A 19,186-nucleotide genomic window follows, 5' to 3' on the forward strand; every position below is an offset into this window, starting at 1 on the left:
GCCCACACTAGCTATCGGCGTTGACGGCGCTCGCGCACGCGCACCGCGATGCGCACGGGCGAGCCATGGAAACCGAAGCGCTCACGGAATTTGCGCTCCAGGTAACGGCGGTAGCCCGCATCCAAGAATCCAGTGGTAAACAGCACGATGGTCGGCGGCTGTGTCGAGGCCTGGGTAGCGAACAGCACGCGCGGGAGGCGATTGTTGTTCATCGGCGGCGGGTTCGCAGCAATCGCCTCACGCATCCAGTTGTTGAGCTGACCAGTAGACACGCGCTGGTCCCAGCTCTCGAGAGCCTCAATCATGGCAGGCTCTAGCTTCTGCAGGGCGCGGCCAGTCTCCGCCGAGATATTCACGCGGGTCACCCACGGCAGGTGACGCAAGTTCTCATCGATTTCGCGCTCCAAGTAGTAGCGGCGATCCTCGTCCACAAGGTCCCACTTATTGAAGGCGATGACCAGGGCCTTACCGGCTTCCAGAATCATGTTGAGGACGCGCTGATCCTGCTCGGAGACTTCCTGGGAAGCGTCGATAAGCATGATGCATACCTCGGCAGCATCAATCACGCCGCGCGTGCGCAGCGAAGCGTAGTACTCATGGCCCTGCGCGTTCTTAACCTTCTTGCGCAGGCCCGCAGTATCAATGAATTTCCACAGGCGCTGATCTAGCTGCACCAAGGAGTCAACCGGGTCGACCGTCGTGCCGGCGGCATTGTCCACGACGGAGCGCTCCTCCGCCGTCAGCTTATTCAGAAGCGAGGACTTGCCCACGTTCGGCTTGCCCACCAGCGCCACGCGGCGAGGCCCCGAGGTAATCGAAGAATGGCGCGGCTCTTCCGGGAACAAACGCAGGATCTCATCCAGGACGTCGGCGCCGCCCCGGCCATGCTGGGCGGAGACGGGCCACGGATCGCCCAAGCCCAGCGCGTAGAACTCAGCCATGTCTGCGTACATGGTTTCCGAATCGAACTTGTTGGAGACGAGGATGACGGGCACCTCAGAGCGCTGCAGCTTCCGGGCCATGACCGCATCGGTTTCAGTGATGCCTACCTTGGTGTCCACGACAAACACGATAACGTCGGCAGTCTCCATGGCCTGTTCTGCCTGGCGCGCGATAGCGGCGTGGATGCCCTTGACGTTCGGATCCCAGCCACCGGTGTCCTGAACGAAGAAGCGCTGGCCGTTCCAATCCGCCACGTAGGAGACGCGATCACGCGTTACGCCCGGGTGGTCCTCCACCACCGCTTCACGGCGACCGAGGAACCGGTTCACCAGGGAGGATTTGCCCACGTTTGGGCGGCCGACCACGGCCACCGTGCAGAGGTTTTCCTCCGTGTGCTCCTCGCCCACGCCAAAGGCGTGAGATAGCGCCTCCCACTCTTCTTCGCTGAGCGGGCTCTCACCTTCGGCGATATCTTCATCCTCGCCGAAATCGGCTTCGCCGAACTCGGAGTCGTCGAATTCCGACTCATCGAATTCATAGTCGAAGTCCTCAGAATCGAAATCCTTCTGCGCCCACCCGCCGTGCGGATCACGCACGACCTCTTCTTCGAGTTTGCCTACCGGGTAATGAAATTCCGTCTCGAATTCTTCCGGCTGCTGTTCGGGGTTCACGTTTGGGTTCTGCGGTCCATTAGTCATGTGAGGCCTCCTTTGCGGCCGATTCTTCGACGACGGCGATGAGGGCATCGAGGACCTCGTCTGGGGTCATCTCAGAGGTATCCACGAGCACGGCGTCCTCGGCTGGGCGCAGCGGCGAGGTGGCACGGGAGGAGTCCGCAGCGTCGCGCCGCTCGACGTCGGCAAGCACGGTGTCAAAATCCGAATCGATGCCCGCCGCACGGTTCTGATCGTGGCGGCGCTGCGCGCGGACCTCGGCGCTGGCCGTCATGAAGGCCTTAGCGGGAGCGTCAGCGAGCACCACGGTGCCGATATCGCGACCCTCCACAATGGCACGGTGTGCCTTCGCGGCAAGGTTCCGCTGCAGCTCCACGAGGTTCTGGCGTACCTCCGGGATGGCAGATACTGCCGACACGTTGCGGGTTACCTCGTCCTCGCGGATCACGCGGGAGACGTCCTCGCCGGCAAAGATGACCTGAGTGGAATCCGGATCATCGGAGACCTCCAGAGGCAGGTTTGCGGTTGCGGCGATGACAGCGTCGGTATCCGCTGGGTCCACGCCCGCGCGCAGCACGGCAAGGGTAGCCACGCGGTACATGGCGCCGGTATCGACATACTTCGCGTCGAGGCGCTTGGCCAACGCGCGGCAGGTCGTGGACTTCCCGGTGCCCGACGGGCCATCCACGGCCAGAACGAGTCCCTGGTTTGGCATGTTTGAAATCATTACATCCCCACCGCCTTGTACAGGCTGGTCAATTCGTTGGAGTTCAATGCGCGCAAGGAGCCGGGCTTCATATCGCCCAGCTGCACGGTGTGGAGCTTGGTGCGCACAAGACGCTGGACCGGAAAGCCGGCCTCCTTCAGCATGCGGCGCACGATGTGCTTGCGGCCTTCGTGCAGCTCAAGACGCACCAGCGAATAGCCCTGGTTTTTGTCCACGATCTGCGCATAGTCCGCCTTCGCCGGGCCGTCTTCTAGTTCAACGCCCTCGCGCAGCTGGCGAACCAGCCTCTTATCGGCCTCACCCAAAACGGTGGCCAGGTAGGTCTTGGTGACCTCGTACTTAGGATGCATGAGGCGGTTGGCCAGCTCACCGTCGTTGGTGAGCAAAAGAAGGCCCTCGGTATCCGCATCGAGGCGCCCGACGTGAAACAGGCGCTGGCCTGCCACGACCCGATCCGCTACGACATCGCCCACGCACGGACGACCCATGTCATCCGACATAGTGGACTGCATGCCGCGGGGCTTGTTGAGTACGAAGTACTGAGTTTCTTCGTTGACGTTGATGCGTGTGCCATCGACGCGGATCACGTCCGTGTTGGGGTTAACTCGGGTGCCTTGGGTGATGATGACCTGGCCGTTGAGCTCAACGCGGCCCTCATCGATGAGGATCTCTGCATGGCGGCGGGAGGCAACGCCGGCTTTGGCCAGCACCTTCTGGAGGCGTTCGCCTTGGTTCTGGGAATTCTTCTTAGCTTTACCGTCTACCAGCCAGTCCGCGCCCAAGTCGCGGGCGACGGAATCGGCGGTGGCCTTCTTCTTTACGTGCTGATGGCGGGCCGGCTTAGCGTTCGAGACAATCATGTCGCTGTCTCGCTTTTTCTTGTCCGGTGTGCCATCGCGGCGAGCGGGTGGAGTCACGGATGTGTCCTCTCAATAGTTCTTCAATTTGCGGCGCGCGGAATCGCGCCGTTGTCCGGCCGCAATCCTACCGCACGGTGGGCCTTTATGAGTAGTCCTCATCGATCTGCTCGATGTCTGGCAGGAGCGGCGCGAGGTCTGGAAGACGCTCGAGGGAATCGATTCCCAGAAGCTCCAGGAAAAGCTCAGTGGTTTCATACTGGTGTGCGTTGCCGACTGTCGGCTCGGGGCTTTCGATCTCTCGAATGAGCCCGCGCAGAAGCAGCGTGCGGACAACGCCATCGACGTTGACACCGCGAACACCAGCGACTTGGGCGCGGGTGACCGGCTGGCGGTAGGCGATGACCGCGAGGGTTTCGAGTGCGGCGCGCGAAAGCTTGGTTTGGGTCCCATCAAGCACGAACTGCTCGACGGCGTCCGCATTTTCTTTGCGGGTATAAAAACGCCATCCTTCCGGTGTCTCACGCAGGTCGATGCCAGAACCACGCTCGGTGAGCTCACGCTCCACTGCCCGCAAAGTATCTCTGACAACGGAGACCTCCGCATCTACCACGCGCGCCAGCTCTTCCGCGCTGGCGGGCGAATCGATGACCAGAAGGATCGATTCGAGGCGTGAGCGCAATTGCGGGATCAGCGGAAGAGCCGCCGGTGCGCTCGGCACTGGGGCCTCACTGTGTACTGCGGGTGACGTGTCCTCCATGAGTCGGTAGCGTACCTTAATCCCAGTTCGCCGCCGCAACAACGGCCGGATCCACGTCGAGCCCTGTCCACGACAGTTCCAACGGGCCCAAGGATTCTGGTTGGGACGCATCCACAGCCTTGGCTTTGTACAGCTCCAGCAATGCCAAGAAGCGGCCCACGACTTCCATGGAAATGGTGCAGTCCCGCGTTAACGCATCAAAGCTCATCCATTGCCCTGTGCCTAACAGCTTGAGCGTGGTAAGGATTTTTCCAGCCTGTTCCGGCACAGAGACGGCGACTTGGTGGATGTGACCGGTCGCGACTTCCTCGGGAGGCTTGGGGCGGAATACCCCGGCGGCGAGTTCCGCGAACGTGGCTGGGGTGTGTCCAAGTTTGACAGGTGGAAGAAGCTCGCTGAAGCGCTCCTCCATCGCCACCGCACGTGGATAGCGGCGCTGGGCGGCGCGCTGCCACTGCGCAAACTGGTCAGCGACCTGCTTATAAGCCTTATACTGCAGCAACCGCGCGAAAAGCAGATCTCGGGTCTCCAGCAGTTCGAGGTCCTCAAGGTCATCGACCTCGCCGCGCGGCAATAAACGCGCCGCCTTCAGATCCAACAGCGTAGCGGCAATGAGCAGAAATTCCGTCGTCTCGTCTAGGTCCGCGGTCTCCCCCAACGCTCGGGTATAGGCCACGAACTCATCGGTGACCTCAGACAGTGCCACCTCGGTGACATCTAGCTTTTTCGCTTGAATGAGCTGGAGCAGCAGATCGAAGGGACCCTCAAAATTGCCCAGCGCGATGCGAAAGCCTGTGATCTCCGGTTGGGTCATAACAGGCGGCTAGCCGTTGGCCCGCTCGATGACCTCTTTAGCTAGGTCGCGGTATTGCTTGGCGGCCTGCGAGCTTGGTGCCCAGGTGGTAATCGGCTCACCGGCTACCGAGGTCTCTGGGAAACGCACGGTTCGCGTAATCACCGTGTCGAAGACCTTATCCCCGAAGTACTCCACTACCCGGTCCATGACTTCGCGGGCGTGGCGGGGGCGACGGTCGAACATGGTGACCAGAATGCCCATGATCTCTAGGTCGAAATTGATGCGGTCAGCAACCTTCTCCACGGTATCGGTCAACAGCGCGAGGCCGCGCAGGGAGAAGAACTCGCATTCCATCGGGATAATGACGCCTTGCGAGCAGGCCAGCGCATTGACCGTGAGCAGGCCTAGGGAAGGCTGGCAGTCAATGATGATGAAGTCATAGTCCTTGCGTACCGGGCGCAGCGCTCGGGCCAAGGTGTGCTCGCGGCCCACCTCGTTGACCATCTGAATCTCTGCGGCGGAAAGATCAATGTTGGCCGGAACCAGGTCGAGCCCCGCGACGCCGGTGTGCACGATGGCAGAATGCACCGAGACCTCACTATCGAGCATGACGTCGTAGATAGTGTCCTGAATCTGATCATGCGTCAGCCCTAATCCGGCGGACAGAGCGCCCTGCGGGTCCAAGTCAACGAGGAGGACTTTACGCCCCAACTCCGCCAAGCATGCTCCCATGTTGATCGTGGATGTGGTTTTCCCCACTCCACCTTTCTGGTTGCACATGGAGATAATCGTGGCGGGGCCATGCTTTTCCAATGGCTCTGGTTCCGGAAGCTCCCGCAGTGGCCGGCCGGTCAACCCGACCTGTGTTTCGGAGGCCTCAAACAGTCCCTCGTCGCTCACAGTCACACCTGCTTCCTTGACCTGTACGGCTCTAGTTAGGCCATCTTCGCGTTAGCCCTGCGGCACTCACCGGCGCCGCACTCTTACATCCTTGTGATTATAGGGTACCCCCTTGAGCACCCGCATCGCGATTATAGCCAGCAAAAGCCGCCACATAAAGCCTCAAAGCTAGACTGCGAGAGCTTTTACTTCCGGTTCGAACGGAACCGACGGAGTGCGAACCCAGCGACCAATGCGATGATGCCGAGTGCCGCAATCCCCGCTATCACCGCGCCGGCGCCAAGGCCTGTATCAGTATCTGATTCTTCGCTAGCTGTCGTGGCGCTGTCGCTGTCAAGCTGCTGCTCTGGAGGCACGTCGGTGGTGTTCTCTCGGGTTGGGTCTGTGAGTGTCACCACCAGCTCTGCCGACTGGGTGTCCTCGTTGATGAACTGCATGATGAAGGGGTTGTCGGGTTCCATGCCCTCTGGGTAGGTCAGGGTCATGGTGCGCGAGCCCTTATCAATGTCGCGTTTCACGCTCTCGATGAACTCCCCTTCCGCGTTGAGATAACGCAGCGTGACGCCTTCATCCTCAAGATGCTTGAAGCGGTTATAAAGGTCCAGCGCTTGTTTCAAACCTAGCTTGGCGTGAATGGTCTGGCCTTCGATGGTGGATTCTAGGTTGACATAGGACGTGTGGGAATCATCCACGCCTTCCCAGCCACGGCCCGTACGGTGCGGTTGCGCGTGGCCGGTGCTGGAACTATCCGCACCGGTCGCCGCTCCGCCATCGCTTGCATCGTCTGTGACGTCGCCGTTTCCACCCAGTTCTTCGTTACCTTGCTGGTTCTCTGCGTCCCCCGGCCCCGGCTGGCCACCACCAAGGCGCCCCGGATCGACACTTTCGGCAGCGTCGTTGAGTTCCTCGGCGGTGACATCGGCGTCAGCAACGAGCACGATGGTCATGGTCACGCCCTGATAGGTCACCGGAACGGTAATCTGTCCACCTGCTGGCGGGGCCGTCACCGTAGCAGTGCCACCTGAGGCGCTCACATTCCACCCATCGGCAGCCACGGAGACGTCGACAGGCACCGGCAGGGAAACCGTCGTGGTTTGTCCAGCCGGCACGGGGATGGTGGCATCCTGAGCATGGGCAACTGCCGCGCCGAGCCCGGGGATTCCGTCCTTCGCGCTCACCGGGTTGGCCGCAACACCGGCAAGTGGAAATACGGTGAGCGCGAGAGCAATCGCAGCCCCGCGAAAGGTCCGGGAAGCGCGAGCAGATGAAGTCATAGAAATCCTTTTCGTTGATGTAAATCGAACTGATTCTAGGCGCCTTTAGGCGCGTGGATGAGCAGTGCGCCACACCTCGCGAAGCGAATCCGCAGTCACGTGCGTGTAAATCTGCGTCGTCGTCACGGAAGAATGACCCAGCAGTTCCTGAACTGTACGCACATCCGCACCACCCTCCAGCAGGTGGGTAGCAAAGGAGTGACGCAGGGTGTGCGGAGAGATGTTGGCGCTCAAGTGCGCGCGCTGTGCAGCGGACTTGATGGCGGCCCATGCGCTTTGCCGTGACAGGGCCTTGCCCCGGGTGTTGAGGAATAGCGCGTGGGAGGCTCCAGTTGCTAAGACCGGCCGAGCCCGCACGAGATAATGCTCGACCGCTCTTACCGCGTGCGAACCCAACGGAACGAGGCGTTGCTTATCGCCCTTGCCGCTCAGCAGCAGAATATCGCGCACGGACGTCGGCCCCTCAGCCGTTACGTCATCCACGCTCAAGGAGATCACTTCGGAGATGCGCGCGCCCGTGCCGTAGAGAACCTCCAGCAAAGCGCGATCGCGGATGTCTATGGGGGCTGCGGATTCATCAGTGGGAATGGCGTTGAGCAAAGTCTCGACGTCCTCCACGCTGAGGGTCTCCGGTAGCGCTTGGGCCCGCTTGGGCGGCGAAACCTCCGCCGCGACGTCTTCTTCAATCATCCCCTCCGCGAGCGCAAATTTATGCAGCCCACGCGCGACGATCAGCGCTCGACTGGCCGAGGACTGGGCGAGGGATTCACGCAGGTACATGAGGTAGTTCTCCACGTGCGCGCGAGAAACCTGGCGCAAATCCGTGATCCCAGATTCCGCTAGCCACGACACGTAGCGATTGATGTCACGCCGGTAATTACTCACCGTGTTCTTCGAGGCACCTTTTTCCACCATGAGGTGCATCAGCCACGCTTGCCCAGCGGCGGCAGCGGGAGTCGTGCTGCTCACAGCTTCTTCAAATCCGGTCCGGTACGCCGGCTAGCCAGCGACTGCGGCCGCAACTCGAAAGGTGAATCAACCGGCCGCGGTGTGCGTCCTTCACGCACACAGGCATAGGCGGCGAGAATTCCGGCCACTGCAATAGAGTTCACAATCTCGCCGGCGAGGATGCGATCGACGGCCTCCGCGAGCGGCACCCACGAAAACCCCATGTCGGCCTCTTCATCACCTGTGGCCTCGAGCTTGGCGACGTCCCGCAGCCCACGCGCCACGAACACCCGTACGGCTTCTTCACAAAAGCCCGGGGAGGTCACCAGATCGGTCAACACACCCCAGTCCTCGGCGGCCAGTCCGGCCTCCTCTTGGAGTTCGCGTTGTGCGGCACTGAGCTCATCTTCACCTTTGACGTCGAGCAAACCAGCCGGCAGCTCCCACAGGCGTTTGCTCACACTGTGGCGGTACTGCTCCACCATGGCGACTCGGTTGTCCTCGTCCAAAGCCACAACGGCCACGGCACCGAGGTGCTCGACGATCTCCCGCTGCGCCACGACATCTCCCGGCATCACAACGTCATCACGGCGGACGGCGATAATGGGGGCATCGACAAGCAGCTCGCTTCCCACCGTACGAAACTCGTGTGGCATTTAGAGATCCTTCGGCAGCGCCGGCGCTGCGCCCTCGGCATTCGCTGCAGAACCGTACACGCCGCGGCCGCCATCAAGCTGCTCCTTGACGGCCAAAACGCTGGCCATCTGGGAGACCGGGTGATCGATGGAGTCCACGGTGCTAATCCCAGTCTTGGCCGCCCGCAGCTTTTCCAACACTCCGCCATCCCCTGCAGACTGCACGCGCCCGGCATACACCATGGCGGCGTCCGCGGACTCGAAACCTTCCAGGAACTTGACGGTGGTGTCGATAGCGTACTTCTTGCCAGCGCTGTCTTCGTCTTCTCCTGGTGTCAGGCCGCCGCCGACGATTACGACCGCCTGAGCGGGCAGGATCGTGCCATCCTTGTAGTCGATGTAGCCGGCATCGCGCAAGGCACGCAGCAAGGTCGCCCGATCGTCGACGGTGGCAAGCGGTTGGGTGGTCTTAGCATCCATCATCAGCCCGGCAGCAAGCGCTTGGCCGGCATGAGTACCGGCATCGATCTTCTTCTTATCGAGCTTCGCCCCTGCCGGCAGCGTGGTGGTGACGAGGGACAACAGCTTGTCTGCGGATTCCTGGGCCAGGAATTTTTGGGTCAGCTTGATGCTTCCAGCGTCGGTGGAATCGGCGGAGCCGAGAAGATCCTTCACAGCCGTGACATCGGCATCATTGGCGTCGGGCATGCTGAGTACCATGACCGGACGCTGGACTAGAGTGCCGTCGACGACGTAACGGCCGAGGTCCCCCATCACGGAATCAGCGGAATCCAGCTGGGCCTTCGCAATGTTGTGGTCAAGCACCAGCTTGCTGTATTTTTCTCGGACCTCGTCGTTGGACTCCCCACCGCGCCCCGGGGTGGAGTCCATGTTCGGTGCGATGACCAACGTGCCCAACGCAATACCAATGGCTGCGCCGAAGCCAAGGCCGGTGACAATCAGGGATTTAGGCGAACCCATTATTTGAACCACCCCTGCACGCTCAACGCGAAGTTGTTCCACGTATCGATCAGGTTCTGCAGGAATGATTCATCGCCACCCAGGCCGACGATGAGGATGACCACGGCCAGCGCCACGAGGATGCCCAGCAGGGCCCACAGCCACCCCATTGCGCCGGAATTCGGCGCGGTGTAGAGGTTGATGACGGCGTCCGCGTCCACGAGGCGCGTACCGGCCTTCATATGGCACAACAGGGCTGCGGGCGTGGCATTCGGCTCGTTGGCGAAGATGTCATCGAGATCGAGGGCGCCCCCAACCTGCACAATCATCTGCGCTTCGTGGTAGTCCGCGAGCAGGAGTGCAAGATCCGTTGCTGAGTCTGTCGCAGCCGGGAATGTCATCGCGCCAATTCCCAGATCCTGAATGCGCTCGAGGCCTTCCGCAGTGCCGTCCGGCTCAGCTGGGAGAATAACTTGGGCACCACTGCGCAGGGTTTCAGAGCTCACTTCCGAAGGGTTTCCCACGATGAAGTTAGGCTGATATCCCAGCTCAACTAACGTATCTGCGGCAGAGTCGACACCGATGATGATGGGTTCATACTCGCGGATGAAGTTGCGCAGCAGCGTGAGCTTTTTGCGGTGCTCCTCAGAGGGCGACACCACGAGGACCTTGCGTCCCGCCATGACGGAACCAGCATCCGGAACGCCAAGGCCATCGATGAGGAGCGGGCCTTCGGAGTGGATGAACTCGATGGAATTGCCAAAGTAGGCTTCCATATGGTCGATAAGTTCGCGTTGCGCGGAGGAGAAGTTCTTCTCCGCGCGGTCCCGGGTAACCACCGTTCCAGAAGACAACTGGGTATCCCCCACATACACCGTCCCGTCCTCAGTAAGACGCGCCTTCTTCCCGTCCTTGAAGTTGCTGACGAAATCTTGGCCCACGCCCTCGATGAGGGTGACGTCGGCGTCGAGAAGCATGTGCGGGCCATAATTCGGAATGGAACCGGTAGAAAACTCCGCCACGTTGATCACAGCAGCTGGTTTCATATCCACGAGGGTCTGGGCCTCTTGGCGGGAGATGTTGGCGGCGTTGATGACTGCGAAGTCACCGGCGCTGAACTTCTTCATGCCCTTGCCACCCGGGGTGCAATCACGCAGCGCGCCGTGTTCTCCAGGCAGATCGGTGTTACGGGAAAACAGACTCATGCCTGACAGTTTCCCCTGTTAGGCGCTCAATGTGTGGAAGGCGCGCGGAAACTCTCTACTTCTGCTTGAGCCCGGTCGAAGAGCTCCTGGGCATGCGCGCGGCCAGTCGCGGTGTCATCAAGACCAGCGAGCATGCGGGCGAGTTCCTCGACGCGTTCCTCGGCGCTCAAATCCGCCACGCCTGAGGTGAATTTCTCCTTGGACACGTGCAGGTGCGAATCCGCATAGGCAGCCACTTGGGGCAGGTGGGTCACGCAAATGACCTGGTTGGTGATGGACAGGCGCGCTAGACGACGCCCAATCTCCACCGCCGCGCGCCCACCGACGCCGGCATCTACCTCATCGAAGACCAACGTGGTTCCGTCGCCGCTGGCGAGTACCACTTCCATCGCCAGCATGACGCGGGAGAGCTCACCGCCGGAGGCGGCCGAGGCCAAGGGCTTTCCGTTGAGTTGGAATTCCACTTCATCCGCGCCCGTCTTGGAGTACTTCGCCTTGTGCACGGCGACCGTCAGTGTGGAATGAGGCATGGCCAAGCCGTGAATCTCCTCGGTGACCTGCGAGCCCAGCTTCTTCGCTGCCTTGATGCGGGCGGCGGTGAGCTTCTCGGCCTTAGCCACCATTGTCTTTTCGGCCGCCATTACCTCCTTCTTCAATGCTTCGAGGGCCTCGGTGGAGGTGTCCAACGTCGCGAGTTTCGCTTCTGCCGCGTCACGCCAGGCCAACACCCCATCGATGTCTGCGGCATACTTACGTGTCAGGCGCTTGAGCTCCTGTTGGCGCTGCAGGGATTCCTCGAGGAGGTTGGGATCTGCGGGGAGATTTCCCAGATACGTGGTGAGCTCAGCGGCAATATCGGTCAATTGCGTGGTGACCTCGCTCAATCGCTCCCCGAGCCGCGCGAGTTCGACGTCGCTGGCCCCAGCCAATGCGGTTTCAGCGGTGCCGACGAGGTTGACGGCGGTGTCCTCATCACCGAAACCTTCCCCGCCGTCGAGAGCGCTCAGCGCGGTGGCGGCTCCCTCGCGCAGGGCATCAACATCCTGCAGGCGCTTAATGAGGGTCACGAGCTCTGCGTCCTCGCCCGGTTCCGGGTCAAGGTCCGAAATCTCCGTTATCGCGAACTGGAGCCGGTCGACTTCCTGTGCCATCTCACGCCGTGATTCTGTACGGCGCTGGTAGTCCTTGGCCAACGCGCGCCAGCGGCTAAATGCCTGGGTATATGCCTCGCGGACCGCGTCGACTGCAGGGTCGAAGCGGTCAATGGCCGCCAGCTGTTGATCAGTAGACAACAGCCTCAGCTGATCGTTTTGCCCGTGGACGGTAATGAGATGGGAAGCGAACTCCCCCAGCGTCGCCGCTGGCACCGCTCGCCCACCCAGGTAGGCCCGCGAGCGTCCCGCAGCCGACACCGTGCGGGAGGCGATGTATTCGCCGTTCTCATCGGGCTCTCCCCCGGCTTCCTCGACTAGTTCCGCCACGGCCTTCGAGTCAGAAGAAAAGTGCCCTTCGACGGCAGCTTTGGAGGCTCCTTCGCGCACGCGCGAGGCATCAGCGCGCCCTCCCGCGAGCAGGCGCAGTCCGGTCACCACCATGGTCTTGCCAGCACCGGTTTCACCAGTGAGCACGGTGAGCCCCTGCGAAAGCTCCGCGGTGGAGCTTTCAATTACACCGAGATCAGAAATGCTGATATCAACGAGCACGGAGAGTTATCTTCCTTCCTGGTTACGCGCTAGAGCAGGTTAATGCCGCGGTCCGCGCCAGCCTTCCACGGGAAGGCGCAGCTTGGACACAAGCCGGTCAGTGAAAGGCTGGTGGTCAAGGCGAACCCACCGCACCGGCCGTTCACCGCGCACGATTTCCACGCGTGAGCCTGGGGGCATGGAGATTTCCCGAAAACCATCGAGGATCACCACGGCGGGAGTCGTTGCCGATGCCGATTCCACCGCTACCTGTGAATCCGGAGACACCACGAGCGGCTTGGTAAACAATGCGTGCGCGTTATTCGGCACCACCAGGATGGCATCGAGCGAAGGCCACAGCACAGGGCCGCCGGCGGAGAAGGCATAAGCCGTGGAGCCCGTAGGGGTAGAAATAAGTACACCGTCGCACCCAAAAGCGGATACTGGGCGGCCATCCACTTCGAGGATGGCATCAAGCACTCCGGACCTGTTGAGGTTTTCAATCGACGCCTCATTCAGCGCCCAGCTGCGCTCACGCAACGCGCCTTCCGAATCGAAGACGCTCACGTCGATGGTCAGGCGGTCTTCGACGTCATAGGACTGCTCGATGACGCGCACGAGCGCACGGTCTAGGGACTCCGCTTCCCATTCTGCGAGGAAGCCCACGTGCCCCAAGTTGATGCCCAACACCGGAACGTCCACGGCGCGGGCCATATCCGCAGCGCGCAAGAACGTGCCATCGCCTCCGAGCACCAACACCAGTTCGCAGCCCTCTGCTGCCGCTGGTGTATGCCGGACGTGCTGCAGCCCGGGAAGCACAGTATCCGCAGCACAGACGCGCACCTTAATGCCTGCCTCCTGCAGCAGCTCCGCGGCCCGGTGGGTGGCGGCAAGGTTTTCCTCGCGACTGGCGTGCGGGACAAGAAGAATTTCACGGCGCATGGTGCCATCCGCGGCGCTGGTAGTGCTCACTGAGGTCCTTCCTTAATTGCCGTTTCGATGAGTACGTCCAGCCTATCCTCCGGGGTGGACATCCCGTCCTTGACCAGCCAGAGGAAATACTCGACGTTACCGCTCGGTCCCGGTAGCGGGGAGGCAGCCACACCTTTTACGCTTAGGCCGAGCTCCTGAGCGAAGACCGCCACGTCCTTGGTTACTTCCGCGCGAAGCTCGGGTGACCGCACCACGCCGCCGGCGCCAATACGGTCCTTACCTACTTCAAACTGTGGCTTGACCATGGGCAGTAGCCACGCGCCATCGACCATGCACTCCACGATGGCCGGAAGCACCAATTTCAAGGAGATAAAAGATAAGTCACCCACCATGGCATCGCACGGCCCACCGGTCTGCTCTAGGGTCAGATTACGAATATTCGTGCGGTCTAGCACGGTAACGCGCTGGTCGTTTTGCAGGCGCCACAACAGCTGCCCGTAGCCCACGTCAACCGATAACACCTCTGCGGCACCGCGGCGTAAACAGACATCGGTAAACCCACCGGTCGACGCTCCTGCGTCCAACACGCGCTTGCCCTTCAGATCCACGTCAAAGGCTTCAAGTGCGCCCAAGAGCTTGTGTGCGCCTCGCGACGCCCAGTCATCCCCCTCACTGGCCTCCACCTTGATGGATACCTCTGGTTCCACCACCGTGGCGGGTTTGGTGGCCTTGAAACCACCAACCGTCACGCGGCCGGCCTTGATCATCTCAACAGCGTGCTCACGTGAGCGCGCGATCTTTCGGCGTACCAACTCCGCGTCAAGACGGCGACGTTGCGGTGGCATAGACAGGTCCTCTTTCCCCTACATTCCTTGGTGTAAAGCGCTAGTTGTCTTGAAGCGCATCCCGCAGCACGGTGTGAGCACGGTCCAGCTGGACCAGCTCCTGCTCAAGAGTTTCCGATGGCTCGTTAAGAATCGCGGCGATGGACTCATCCAGTTTTTCTGGGGCAAGCACCGCCCGCGGGTCATGGGGCTTTACCGCCATGTGGATACTACTCTTTCAGCGGCCTCGCTCCGCGGCTGAATATAGCGAGGAGGCTCAGCGCCCGCCCAGGCTACTTCCAAAACCGTGCGCAGCGCCTCGACCGAAGTCGACTTCTCATCGCCTCCTTGAAGGACAATGTCATAGCCGTCATACCGAGCCCGGAATCCGCCCTGGGCTCCTGGCCGTGCCTGTGCTTCCGAGAGTGAGAGCTCGTGGAAGCCCGCGCCGATGAAATTGGGACGTGCCTCCGGAATGGCTTCAATAAGCGCCAGCTCACGAGACACACCGGTCAACACGTGGAACGTATCCATCGCTGCGTTATTACCACCGACGATATCGGTGTCCAGACGGTCGCCGACAGCAAGGGGTTTGGTCGACCCCACCAGCTTGGCCGCCTGCGTAAACATAGCGGGCTCCGGTTTGCCTGCAGTAATAGGTTCAACGCCCGTGGTCGAAACAACAGCCGCGACGAGCGAGCCATTGCCCACGGCCATTCCTCGCTCCGTCGGCAGCGACGTATCGAGGTTGGAGGCGTAGTATTTCGCACCTTGATTGATAGCAAATGCCCCCTCGGAAAGCTGTTCCCAACCGACCGACTTATCCATGCCTTGCAACACTGCCGCAGGCTTATCATCGGCGCTGTCGACTACTTCGAACCCTGCCTCACGGGCCACAGTGCGGAATGAGTCAGCGCCGATAACGAGAACCTTGGTTCCTGCCGGGAAGTCCTCACGGGCAATCTTGACTGCGGCTTGCGCGGAGGTAACAACTCGGTTGGCATCCGTTTTCAGTCCAATTTCTCCGAGCATGCCAGCCACGGTCTGGGGGCTGCGGGAAGCATTGTTCGTCACATACACCGCGGGAACACCACAGGAGTTAATAACGTCAACGACGCACTGGAGGGCCTGTCCTCCCTCCCACACGGTTCCGTCAAGATCTAGCAGCAGCGAATCGTGGGTCTTGAGAATACTCATTATTTACATTCGGTCAGACGCTCCGCGGCGTCGGTCCAGTCTCCTTCATCGATGTCAACCGCGTGCTGGAACCATTCCTGTGCCTCCTCCTTACGGCCGGCCTCCAGCAGGGCATTGGCGTAAGCATAAGAAAGGCGGCAGGCAGACACGCCTGTGGCGTCCTTGTTCGGCTGCGCGCGCTGAATCGTGACCACAGCAGAATCTGCTTGACCCATGTCTAAGCGTGCACCTGCAGCCACGATTGCCAACTCGATGGCATCCTCCGGTGCCAGCTCCTTCGCCTCTTCGCTGCGCCACAATTCCACGGCCTTCTCTGGGCGACCAAGGCCGCGTTCACAATCCGCCATCACGGCAAGCAATCCAGGGCCACCGGAAATGCGGCGCGCAGCACGCAACTCCGCCAGAGCTTCCTTCCACTCCCCAGCACGGTAGGCGGCGATTCCATTCATTTCACGCGCAACCGATACGCGTCCAGCACGATCCTTTGCTGCGCGCGCGTGGCGAAGTGACAGCTGCGGGTCATCATCAAGCCACGTTGCCGCCATAATGAGATGCTTGGCCACTGCTTCGGAGTTTTCCTTCGATAGCGAGGAGAGGTCCTGCAGCACAGAAGGATCGAGGTCAGTGATATCAATATCAGATGGCAGATCCGGATCCGTCATGCGGCGATTGATCCGCTCCTCACGGTAGCCCGAACGCTGCGGATGCGAGGCCTTGTGCTTATCACGATCGTGGCCCTGACGATCGTTGCGGCGATCCCCACGACGAGGTTTAGCACCAGCGCGACCGCCACGGCGGTCATCGCGGCGATCGCCGCGACGCTCTTCTCGACGCCCCGATGCGCCGCCACGCTTCTCAAACTTCCGGCCACCAGAGCGGTTGTTTCCCCGGTTGCTTTCCGAGGAACCTTCGCGGCCACGCTCGTGGTCGCGGGAGTTAGATTCAGACATTAAATCCATGCACTTTCTGCGGTAGACGCGTCCGTATGTACCGAACCAGTGTACAGGTCAGCGGCCCGAAACCGGCAATGCACCGACTGGTGAGTGAAATGGCCCACACCCATGGCTAATAGTCAAAATTCACGGGCCATCAGGCAAGGAATCAAGCCGATCCAATGGCCAACCATGCCGAACGCGATCCAAGCCCGCAGCCACCTGTGAAGCGGACAGCCCATGTTCCACGCTTCCGTCGTCCAACGGCCGACCACGAACGACTGCCCAGAATGTCCACCCGTTATTGCGGATTGCATCAAGGCGGATCCCCTGGCGGTCACGCGCCATGACAGCGCCTTCCTTAATCATTCGGTCCAGCCTCAGCCCTTCCACGGACACCTCGAGCATCCGGGACTCGCCGTTTGGCGCCACGACCAAGGCCTTCGTGGCATAAAAATGCCCCTTCTTCCCACGCTTGGCATTCTCTTCATCGTGAAAAAGACTGCCGAGGAGAACCGGATAAAAATCGATCCAGCCATTCTTCCAGGCCCTACTAATTCGTCGCGCAAACAACGCATGCTTAGCGATGAGAAACAAAAAATAAAGGAGCAACGCGCCAAGAAGAAACGCCAAGAGACCCGGAACCTTGAAGCTGTTAAGAAGTAAGCCCACAAAGAAGATCAATCCTGCTGCCAAGACCATCGCTCCGAAAAACACAAGACCACCACGGATATCGCGCACTTGCGGAACACGCTCTACTGATTCAAAGACCGGACAAAGGTTGTAGGGAGAGGGGTTCTCGTTTTTTCTCCCGTAGGGAACAGCCTTCAGTTCCTTCAGGAAGACCGGGTTATAAGAATGAGTAAAAGAAGCCGAAGTCTGCGGGAACCTCATCGCGTTCTCCTTCGCTATCCCGCCAAGAGTTGATACCGACTACATTCTAGTTGTAAAGCACGAAAAGGAAACGACATCCCGCTATCAATACAGTGCTGGTGGCCGACGATTTACGGGAGCGCTAAAGACTTAAAACGTCAGGCATGTAGTCCCTTAAATGACGAGGTTATGGGGTTCAGGAACCCGTGTGATTGCTTGTCCTCAGGGCTATGAACGCAGACTTAGAAGTGCACTCATGAAGGTCACCAATGATTCCAGATCGAGGAGGAGTACAAGCTGATTTGAAAGACCTGCCCCCCTTAGCCGCCGCATTCATTCACGTGTTCTAAAACGCTGGTCGCAAATAAACCATTCCAATAGACGGCCACCGACACTGCCAATAGACTAATTCACTCGACCAGACGGACTACTAAGGCTCGCGCATGGGTACGTCGCAGTTCGCGCTCGTGCGCACTGCATCCAAGATTCATGTCATAGGCACCAGCGCACACGTCTATTCCTACTGTTAATTCTCGGGCTTTCGAAGATATCCTTCACTATAAATTTACACACCTACTACTTCGTAAATTTTTGCACCTATTAAATTTGCAAACCCGATACCAAAAGCTGACGCCATCGAAAATATAGCTACTACAAATGTCCGATCTTTATCATCACCTTTGTCATACTGAAACTGCCAAGCCATAATAGTTGCGAGCGTCCGGGCGGTATGAATTAAGCAGAATACCGCCATCAAGGCTAATGAAAAGACAATCATTGATTGTAAGAGCACAGCACTGCTAACTAAGAGAATCCCGCCGAACACCCCCAAAGCAACTGCCAGCAAGAGTAAGGCGAAATTTGAAGCCCTACCTCCTTTCTTGAAGCGAGAGTTCTTCTGGATAACATAATTGATCGCAATTTCTATAAATACAGAGCACAATAGCAACCAACTAAGCTTACTTCCCTTGGACGCCAGTATGTACGGCACTAGAACGGAACCGGTTGTGATAATTGCGAATGTAACAAAGACTTTTAGACAAGAAATCCATACATCTGTTGCCAATGAAAATCTGACGGGAAATGAAGCTCGGCGTACAACGTCGACCCCTTGATTTTGCTTCAATACGTGCGTCGCGGCGATACAAATAAAATATCCAAAACTCCCAAGCAACGAAGCTAAGGTTCGAATCGAGACATCAAAAAGCAGAACGCATGATACGGTGGCTGTCCCAAGTAGAACGACAGTCAACGTAGCTGTTCGTAATGCAATTTTGAAACTAACTAGCTCCTCTTTTTGCAGGTAGCGTGGAGGAAGAGCACCTCTCAGAGGCGAAACAAACCTTCCAAGCAAAAAGATTCCAACCAAAGCACCCATCAATGGGATTTGACCAGGGACCATTCCAAGAACAACATATGCGACAACCTGAAAAATCTGCACACAGCCGAGAACCCTAGCTTCGCCCACGACATCTCCGAGACGTGCAAGCGGCAACGACAGAATTGTCCCAATAACAATGCCCGTGCCCACCGCATGCAAAGCACCTTGACCATCAAGCCCAGATTCTACTGTCAGGTAACCTACAGAAGCTGCAAGAAATGAAGTCACGTACGCATCCACAAGAACATTCACTCTGATTACAGTTGCAGGAGAGAGCATTTTCCTTAAGAGCATCTCAAGACACCTCCAACTGGATTTCTACGAATGACAACTCAATGCTCGTGACATTAAAAAACTGAGCGACGAATCCGTCCACCGATTCTCATAGCCCGGGCTAGACCCGCAAAAAGCAACGCCGAACGCTAATTCAACCATTTTGATTAGTGTAGCTGAAATAAGTTCCTGGAAAGTATCAGCGCGAGGAGAAAGTGCCGAAAAGATGGTGCCAAAGCGTTATGGACCTAGGTGTGGTACTCAAAAAAGATTTGAGGTCGCTCCCCCAGTGTCGTTGGGGGGCCGACCTTGAAAACGAAGAAAGGGACCGTTGAAGCGGAAGTAGTGCTTCAACGGTCTCTCTTTGTTGTGTATTGAGTTATGGTTTGTTGTTTGGTGTCGGCGGTTTCTTA

General features: G+C 59.3%; 19 protein-coding genes. All 19 read right to left on the reverse strand.

Features of this window, described 5'->3' with window-relative positions:
- Positions 1-11 precede the first annotated feature (11 nt).
- The 19 genes from der to HMPREF2806_RS03610 all read right to left on the reverse strand — a co-directional run bounded on the left by der (position 12) and on the right by HMPREF2806_RS03610 (position 18,779).
- Positions 12-1,640: a ribosome biogenesis GTPase Der gene (der, locus tag HMPREF2806_RS03525; protein ID WP_070516236.1), complete on the reverse strand. Its 1,629-nt coding sequence runs from the start codon at positions 1,638-1,640 to the stop codon at positions 12-14.
- Positions 1,633-2,343, reverse strand: a complete 711-nt coding sequence (cmk, locus tag HMPREF2806_RS03530; RefSeq protein WP_049154964.1) for a (d)CMP kinase — start codon at positions 2,341-2,343, stop codon at positions 1,633-1,635. Before cmk ends, der begins: the two co-directional genes overlap by 8 nt.
- Complete coding sequence (locus tag HMPREF2806_RS03535) at positions 2,343-3,260, reverse strand: pseudouridine synthase (RefSeq protein WP_070516239.1); 918 nt, start codon at positions 3,258-3,260, stop codon at positions 2,343-2,345. Before HMPREF2806_RS03535 ends, cmk begins: the two co-directional genes overlap by 1 nt.
- An 85-nt stretch (positions 3,261-3,345) precedes the next feature.
- Entirely contained in the window at positions 3,346-3,960 is a 615-nt protein-coding gene (gene scpB, locus HMPREF2806_RS03540) for an SMC-Scp complex subunit ScpB (RefSeq protein WP_070510783.1), read from the reverse strand.
- Between the two features lie 16 nt (positions 3,961-3,976).
- Entirely contained in the window at positions 3,977-4,774 is a 798-nt protein-coding gene (locus tag HMPREF2806_RS03545) for a segregation and condensation protein A (protein WP_046649234.1), read from the reverse strand.
- Positions 4,775-4,783: 9 nt separating this feature from the next.
- On the reverse strand, positions 4,784-5,656 hold the full coding sequence (locus HMPREF2806_RS03550; protein ID WP_070516260.1) for a ParA family protein: 873 nt from the start codon (positions 5,654-5,656) through the stop codon (positions 4,784-4,786).
- 185 nt (positions 5,657-5,841) lie between these two features.
- Positions 5,842-6,930, reverse strand: coding sequence for a hypothetical protein (locus tag HMPREF2806_RS03555; protein WP_070516242.1), 1,089 nt, complete (start codon positions 6,928-6,930; stop codon positions 5,842-5,844).
- 45 nt (positions 6,931-6,975) lie between these two features.
- Positions 6,976-7,854: a site-specific tyrosine recombinase XerD gene (gene xerD, locus HMPREF2806_RS03560; RefSeq protein WP_070516263.1), complete on the reverse strand. Its 879-nt coding sequence runs from the start codon at positions 7,852-7,854 to the stop codon at positions 6,976-6,978.
- A 41-nt stretch (positions 7,855-7,895) separates the two neighbouring features.
- Positions 7,896-8,534: an NUDIX domain-containing protein gene (locus HMPREF2806_RS03565; RefSeq protein WP_070516243.1), complete on the reverse strand. Its 639-nt coding sequence runs from the start codon at positions 8,532-8,534 to the stop codon at positions 7,896-7,898.
- Positions 8,535-9,494: a copper transporter gene (locus tag HMPREF2806_RS03570; RefSeq protein WP_070516245.1), complete on the reverse strand. Its 960-nt coding sequence runs from the start codon at positions 9,492-9,494 to the stop codon at positions 8,535-8,537.
- Complete coding sequence (gene steA / locus HMPREF2806_RS03575) at positions 9,494-10,678, reverse strand: putative cytokinetic ring protein SteA (RefSeq protein WP_070516247.1); 1,185 nt, start codon at positions 10,676-10,678, stop codon at positions 9,494-9,496. Before steA ends, HMPREF2806_RS03570 begins: the two co-directional genes overlap by 1 nt.
- A 26-nt stretch (positions 10,679-10,704) precedes the next feature.
- Positions 10,705-12,381 carry a DNA repair protein RecN gene (recN, locus tag HMPREF2806_RS03580; RefSeq protein WP_070516249.1) on the reverse strand — a complete coding sequence of 559 codons (1,677 nt, stop codon included), beginning with the start codon at positions 12,379-12,381 and terminating at the stop codon, positions 10,705-10,707.
- 39 nt (positions 12,382-12,420) lie between these two features.
- Positions 12,421-13,302: an NAD kinase gene (locus tag HMPREF2806_RS03585; protein WP_046649256.1), complete on the reverse strand. Its 882-nt coding sequence runs from the start codon at positions 13,300-13,302 to the stop codon at positions 12,421-12,423.
- Between the two features lie 26 nt (positions 13,303-13,328).
- The gene (locus HMPREF2806_RS03590) at positions 13,329-14,138 is read right to left on the reverse strand and encodes a TlyA family RNA methyltransferase (protein ID WP_049154951.1); all 810 of its coding nucleotides are present in this window, start codon (positions 14,136-14,138) and stop codon (positions 13,329-13,331) included.
- Positions 14,139-14,178: 40 nt separating this feature from the next.
- Entirely contained in the window at positions 14,179-14,340 is a 162-nt protein-coding gene (locus tag HMPREF2806_RS13540; RefSeq protein WP_168163151.1) for a hypothetical protein, read from the reverse strand.
- Positions 14,331-15,314 carry an HAD-IIA family hydrolase gene (locus HMPREF2806_RS03595; RefSeq protein WP_070516252.1) on the reverse strand — a complete coding sequence of 328 codons (984 nt, stop codon included), beginning with the start codon at positions 15,312-15,314 and terminating at the stop codon, positions 14,331-14,333. Before HMPREF2806_RS03595 ends, HMPREF2806_RS13540 begins: the two co-directional genes overlap by 10 nt.
- Positions 15,314-16,264: a tetratricopeptide repeat protein gene (locus HMPREF2806_RS03600; RefSeq protein WP_046649225.1), complete on the reverse strand. Its 951-nt coding sequence runs from the start codon at positions 16,262-16,264 to the stop codon at positions 15,314-15,316. Before HMPREF2806_RS03600 ends, HMPREF2806_RS03595 begins: the two co-directional genes overlap by 1 nt.
- Before the next feature lie 129 nt (positions 16,265-16,393).
- Entirely contained in the window at positions 16,394-17,140 is a 747-nt protein-coding gene (locus HMPREF2806_RS03605; RefSeq protein ID WP_232745247.1) for a hypothetical protein, read from the reverse strand.
- A 544-nt stretch (positions 17,141-17,684) separates the two neighbouring features.
- On the reverse strand, positions 17,685-18,779 hold the full coding sequence (locus HMPREF2806_RS03610; protein ID WP_158013198.1) for a hypothetical protein: 1,095 nt from the start codon (positions 18,777-18,779) through the stop codon (positions 17,685-17,687).
- Between the last annotated feature and the right edge of the window lie 407 nt (positions 18,780-19,186).

It is taken from the genome of Corynebacterium sp. HMSC076G08 (assembly GCF_001811515.1).
GTDB classification, from domain to species: Bacteria; Actinomycetota; Actinomycetes; order Mycobacteriales; family Mycobacteriaceae; genus Corynebacterium; species Corynebacterium hiratae.

Coding starts and splice junctions, on each gene's coding strand:
- der (WP_070516236.1), bottom strand. CDS start 1,640: ATGACTAATGGACCGCAGAACCCAAACGTGAACCCCGAACAGCAGCCG.
- HMPREF2806_RS03570 (WP_070516245.1), bottom strand. CDS start 9,494: ATGGGTTCGCCTAAATCCCTGATTGTCACCGGCCTTGGCTTCGGCGCA.
- HMPREF2806_RS03585 (WP_046649256.1), bottom strand. CDS start 13,302: ATGCGCCGTGAAATTCTTCTTGTCCCGCACGCCAGTCGCGAGGAAAAC.
- HMPREF2806_RS03590 (WP_049154951.1), bottom strand. CDS start 14,138: ATGCCACCGCAACGTCGCCGTCTTGACGCGGAGTTGGTACGCCGAAAG.
- HMPREF2806_RS13540 (WP_168163151.1), bottom strand. CDS start 14,340: ATGGCGGTAAAGCCCCATGACCCGCGGGCGGTGCTTGCCCCAGAAAAA.
- steA (WP_070516247.1), bottom strand. CDS start 10,678: ATGAGTCTGTTTTCCCGTAACACCGATCTGCCTGGAGAACACGGCGCG.
- xerD (WP_070516263.1), bottom strand. CDS start 7,854: ATGCACCTCATGGTGGAAAAAGGTGCCTCGAAGAACACGGTGAGTAAT.
- cmk (WP_049154964.1), bottom strand. CDS start 2,343: ATGATTTCAAACATGCCAAACCAGGGACTCGTTCTGGCCGTGGATGGC.
- HMPREF2806_RS03555 (WP_070516242.1), bottom strand. CDS start 6,930: ATGACTTCATCTGCTCGCGCTTCCCGGACCTTTCGCGGGGCTGCGATT.
- HMPREF2806_RS03595 (WP_070516252.1), bottom strand. CDS start 15,314: ATGAGTATTCTCAAGACCCACGATTCGCTGCTGCTAGATCTTGACGGA.
- HMPREF2806_RS03565 (WP_070516243.1), bottom strand. CDS start 8,534: ATGCCACACGAGTTTCGTACGGTGGGAAGCGAGCTGCTTGTCGATGCC.
- HMPREF2806_RS03600 (WP_046649225.1), bottom strand. CDS start 16,264: ATGTCTGAATCTAACTCCCGCGACCACGAGCGTGGCCGCGAAGGTTCC.
- HMPREF2806_RS03605 (WP_232745247.1), bottom strand. CDS start 17,140: ATGAGGTTCCCGCAGACTTCGGCTTCTTTTACTCATTCTTATAACCCG.
- scpB (WP_070510783.1), bottom strand. CDS start 3,960: ATGGAGGACACGTCACCCGCAGTACACAGTGAGGCCCCAGTGCCGAGC.
- HMPREF2806_RS03545 (WP_046649234.1), bottom strand. CDS start 4,774: ATGACCCAACCGGAGATCACAGGCTTTCGCATCGCGCTGGGCAATTTT.
- HMPREF2806_RS03610 (WP_158013198.1), bottom strand. CDS start 18,779: ATGCTCTCTCCTGCAACTGTAATCAGAGTGAATGTTCTTGTGGATGCG.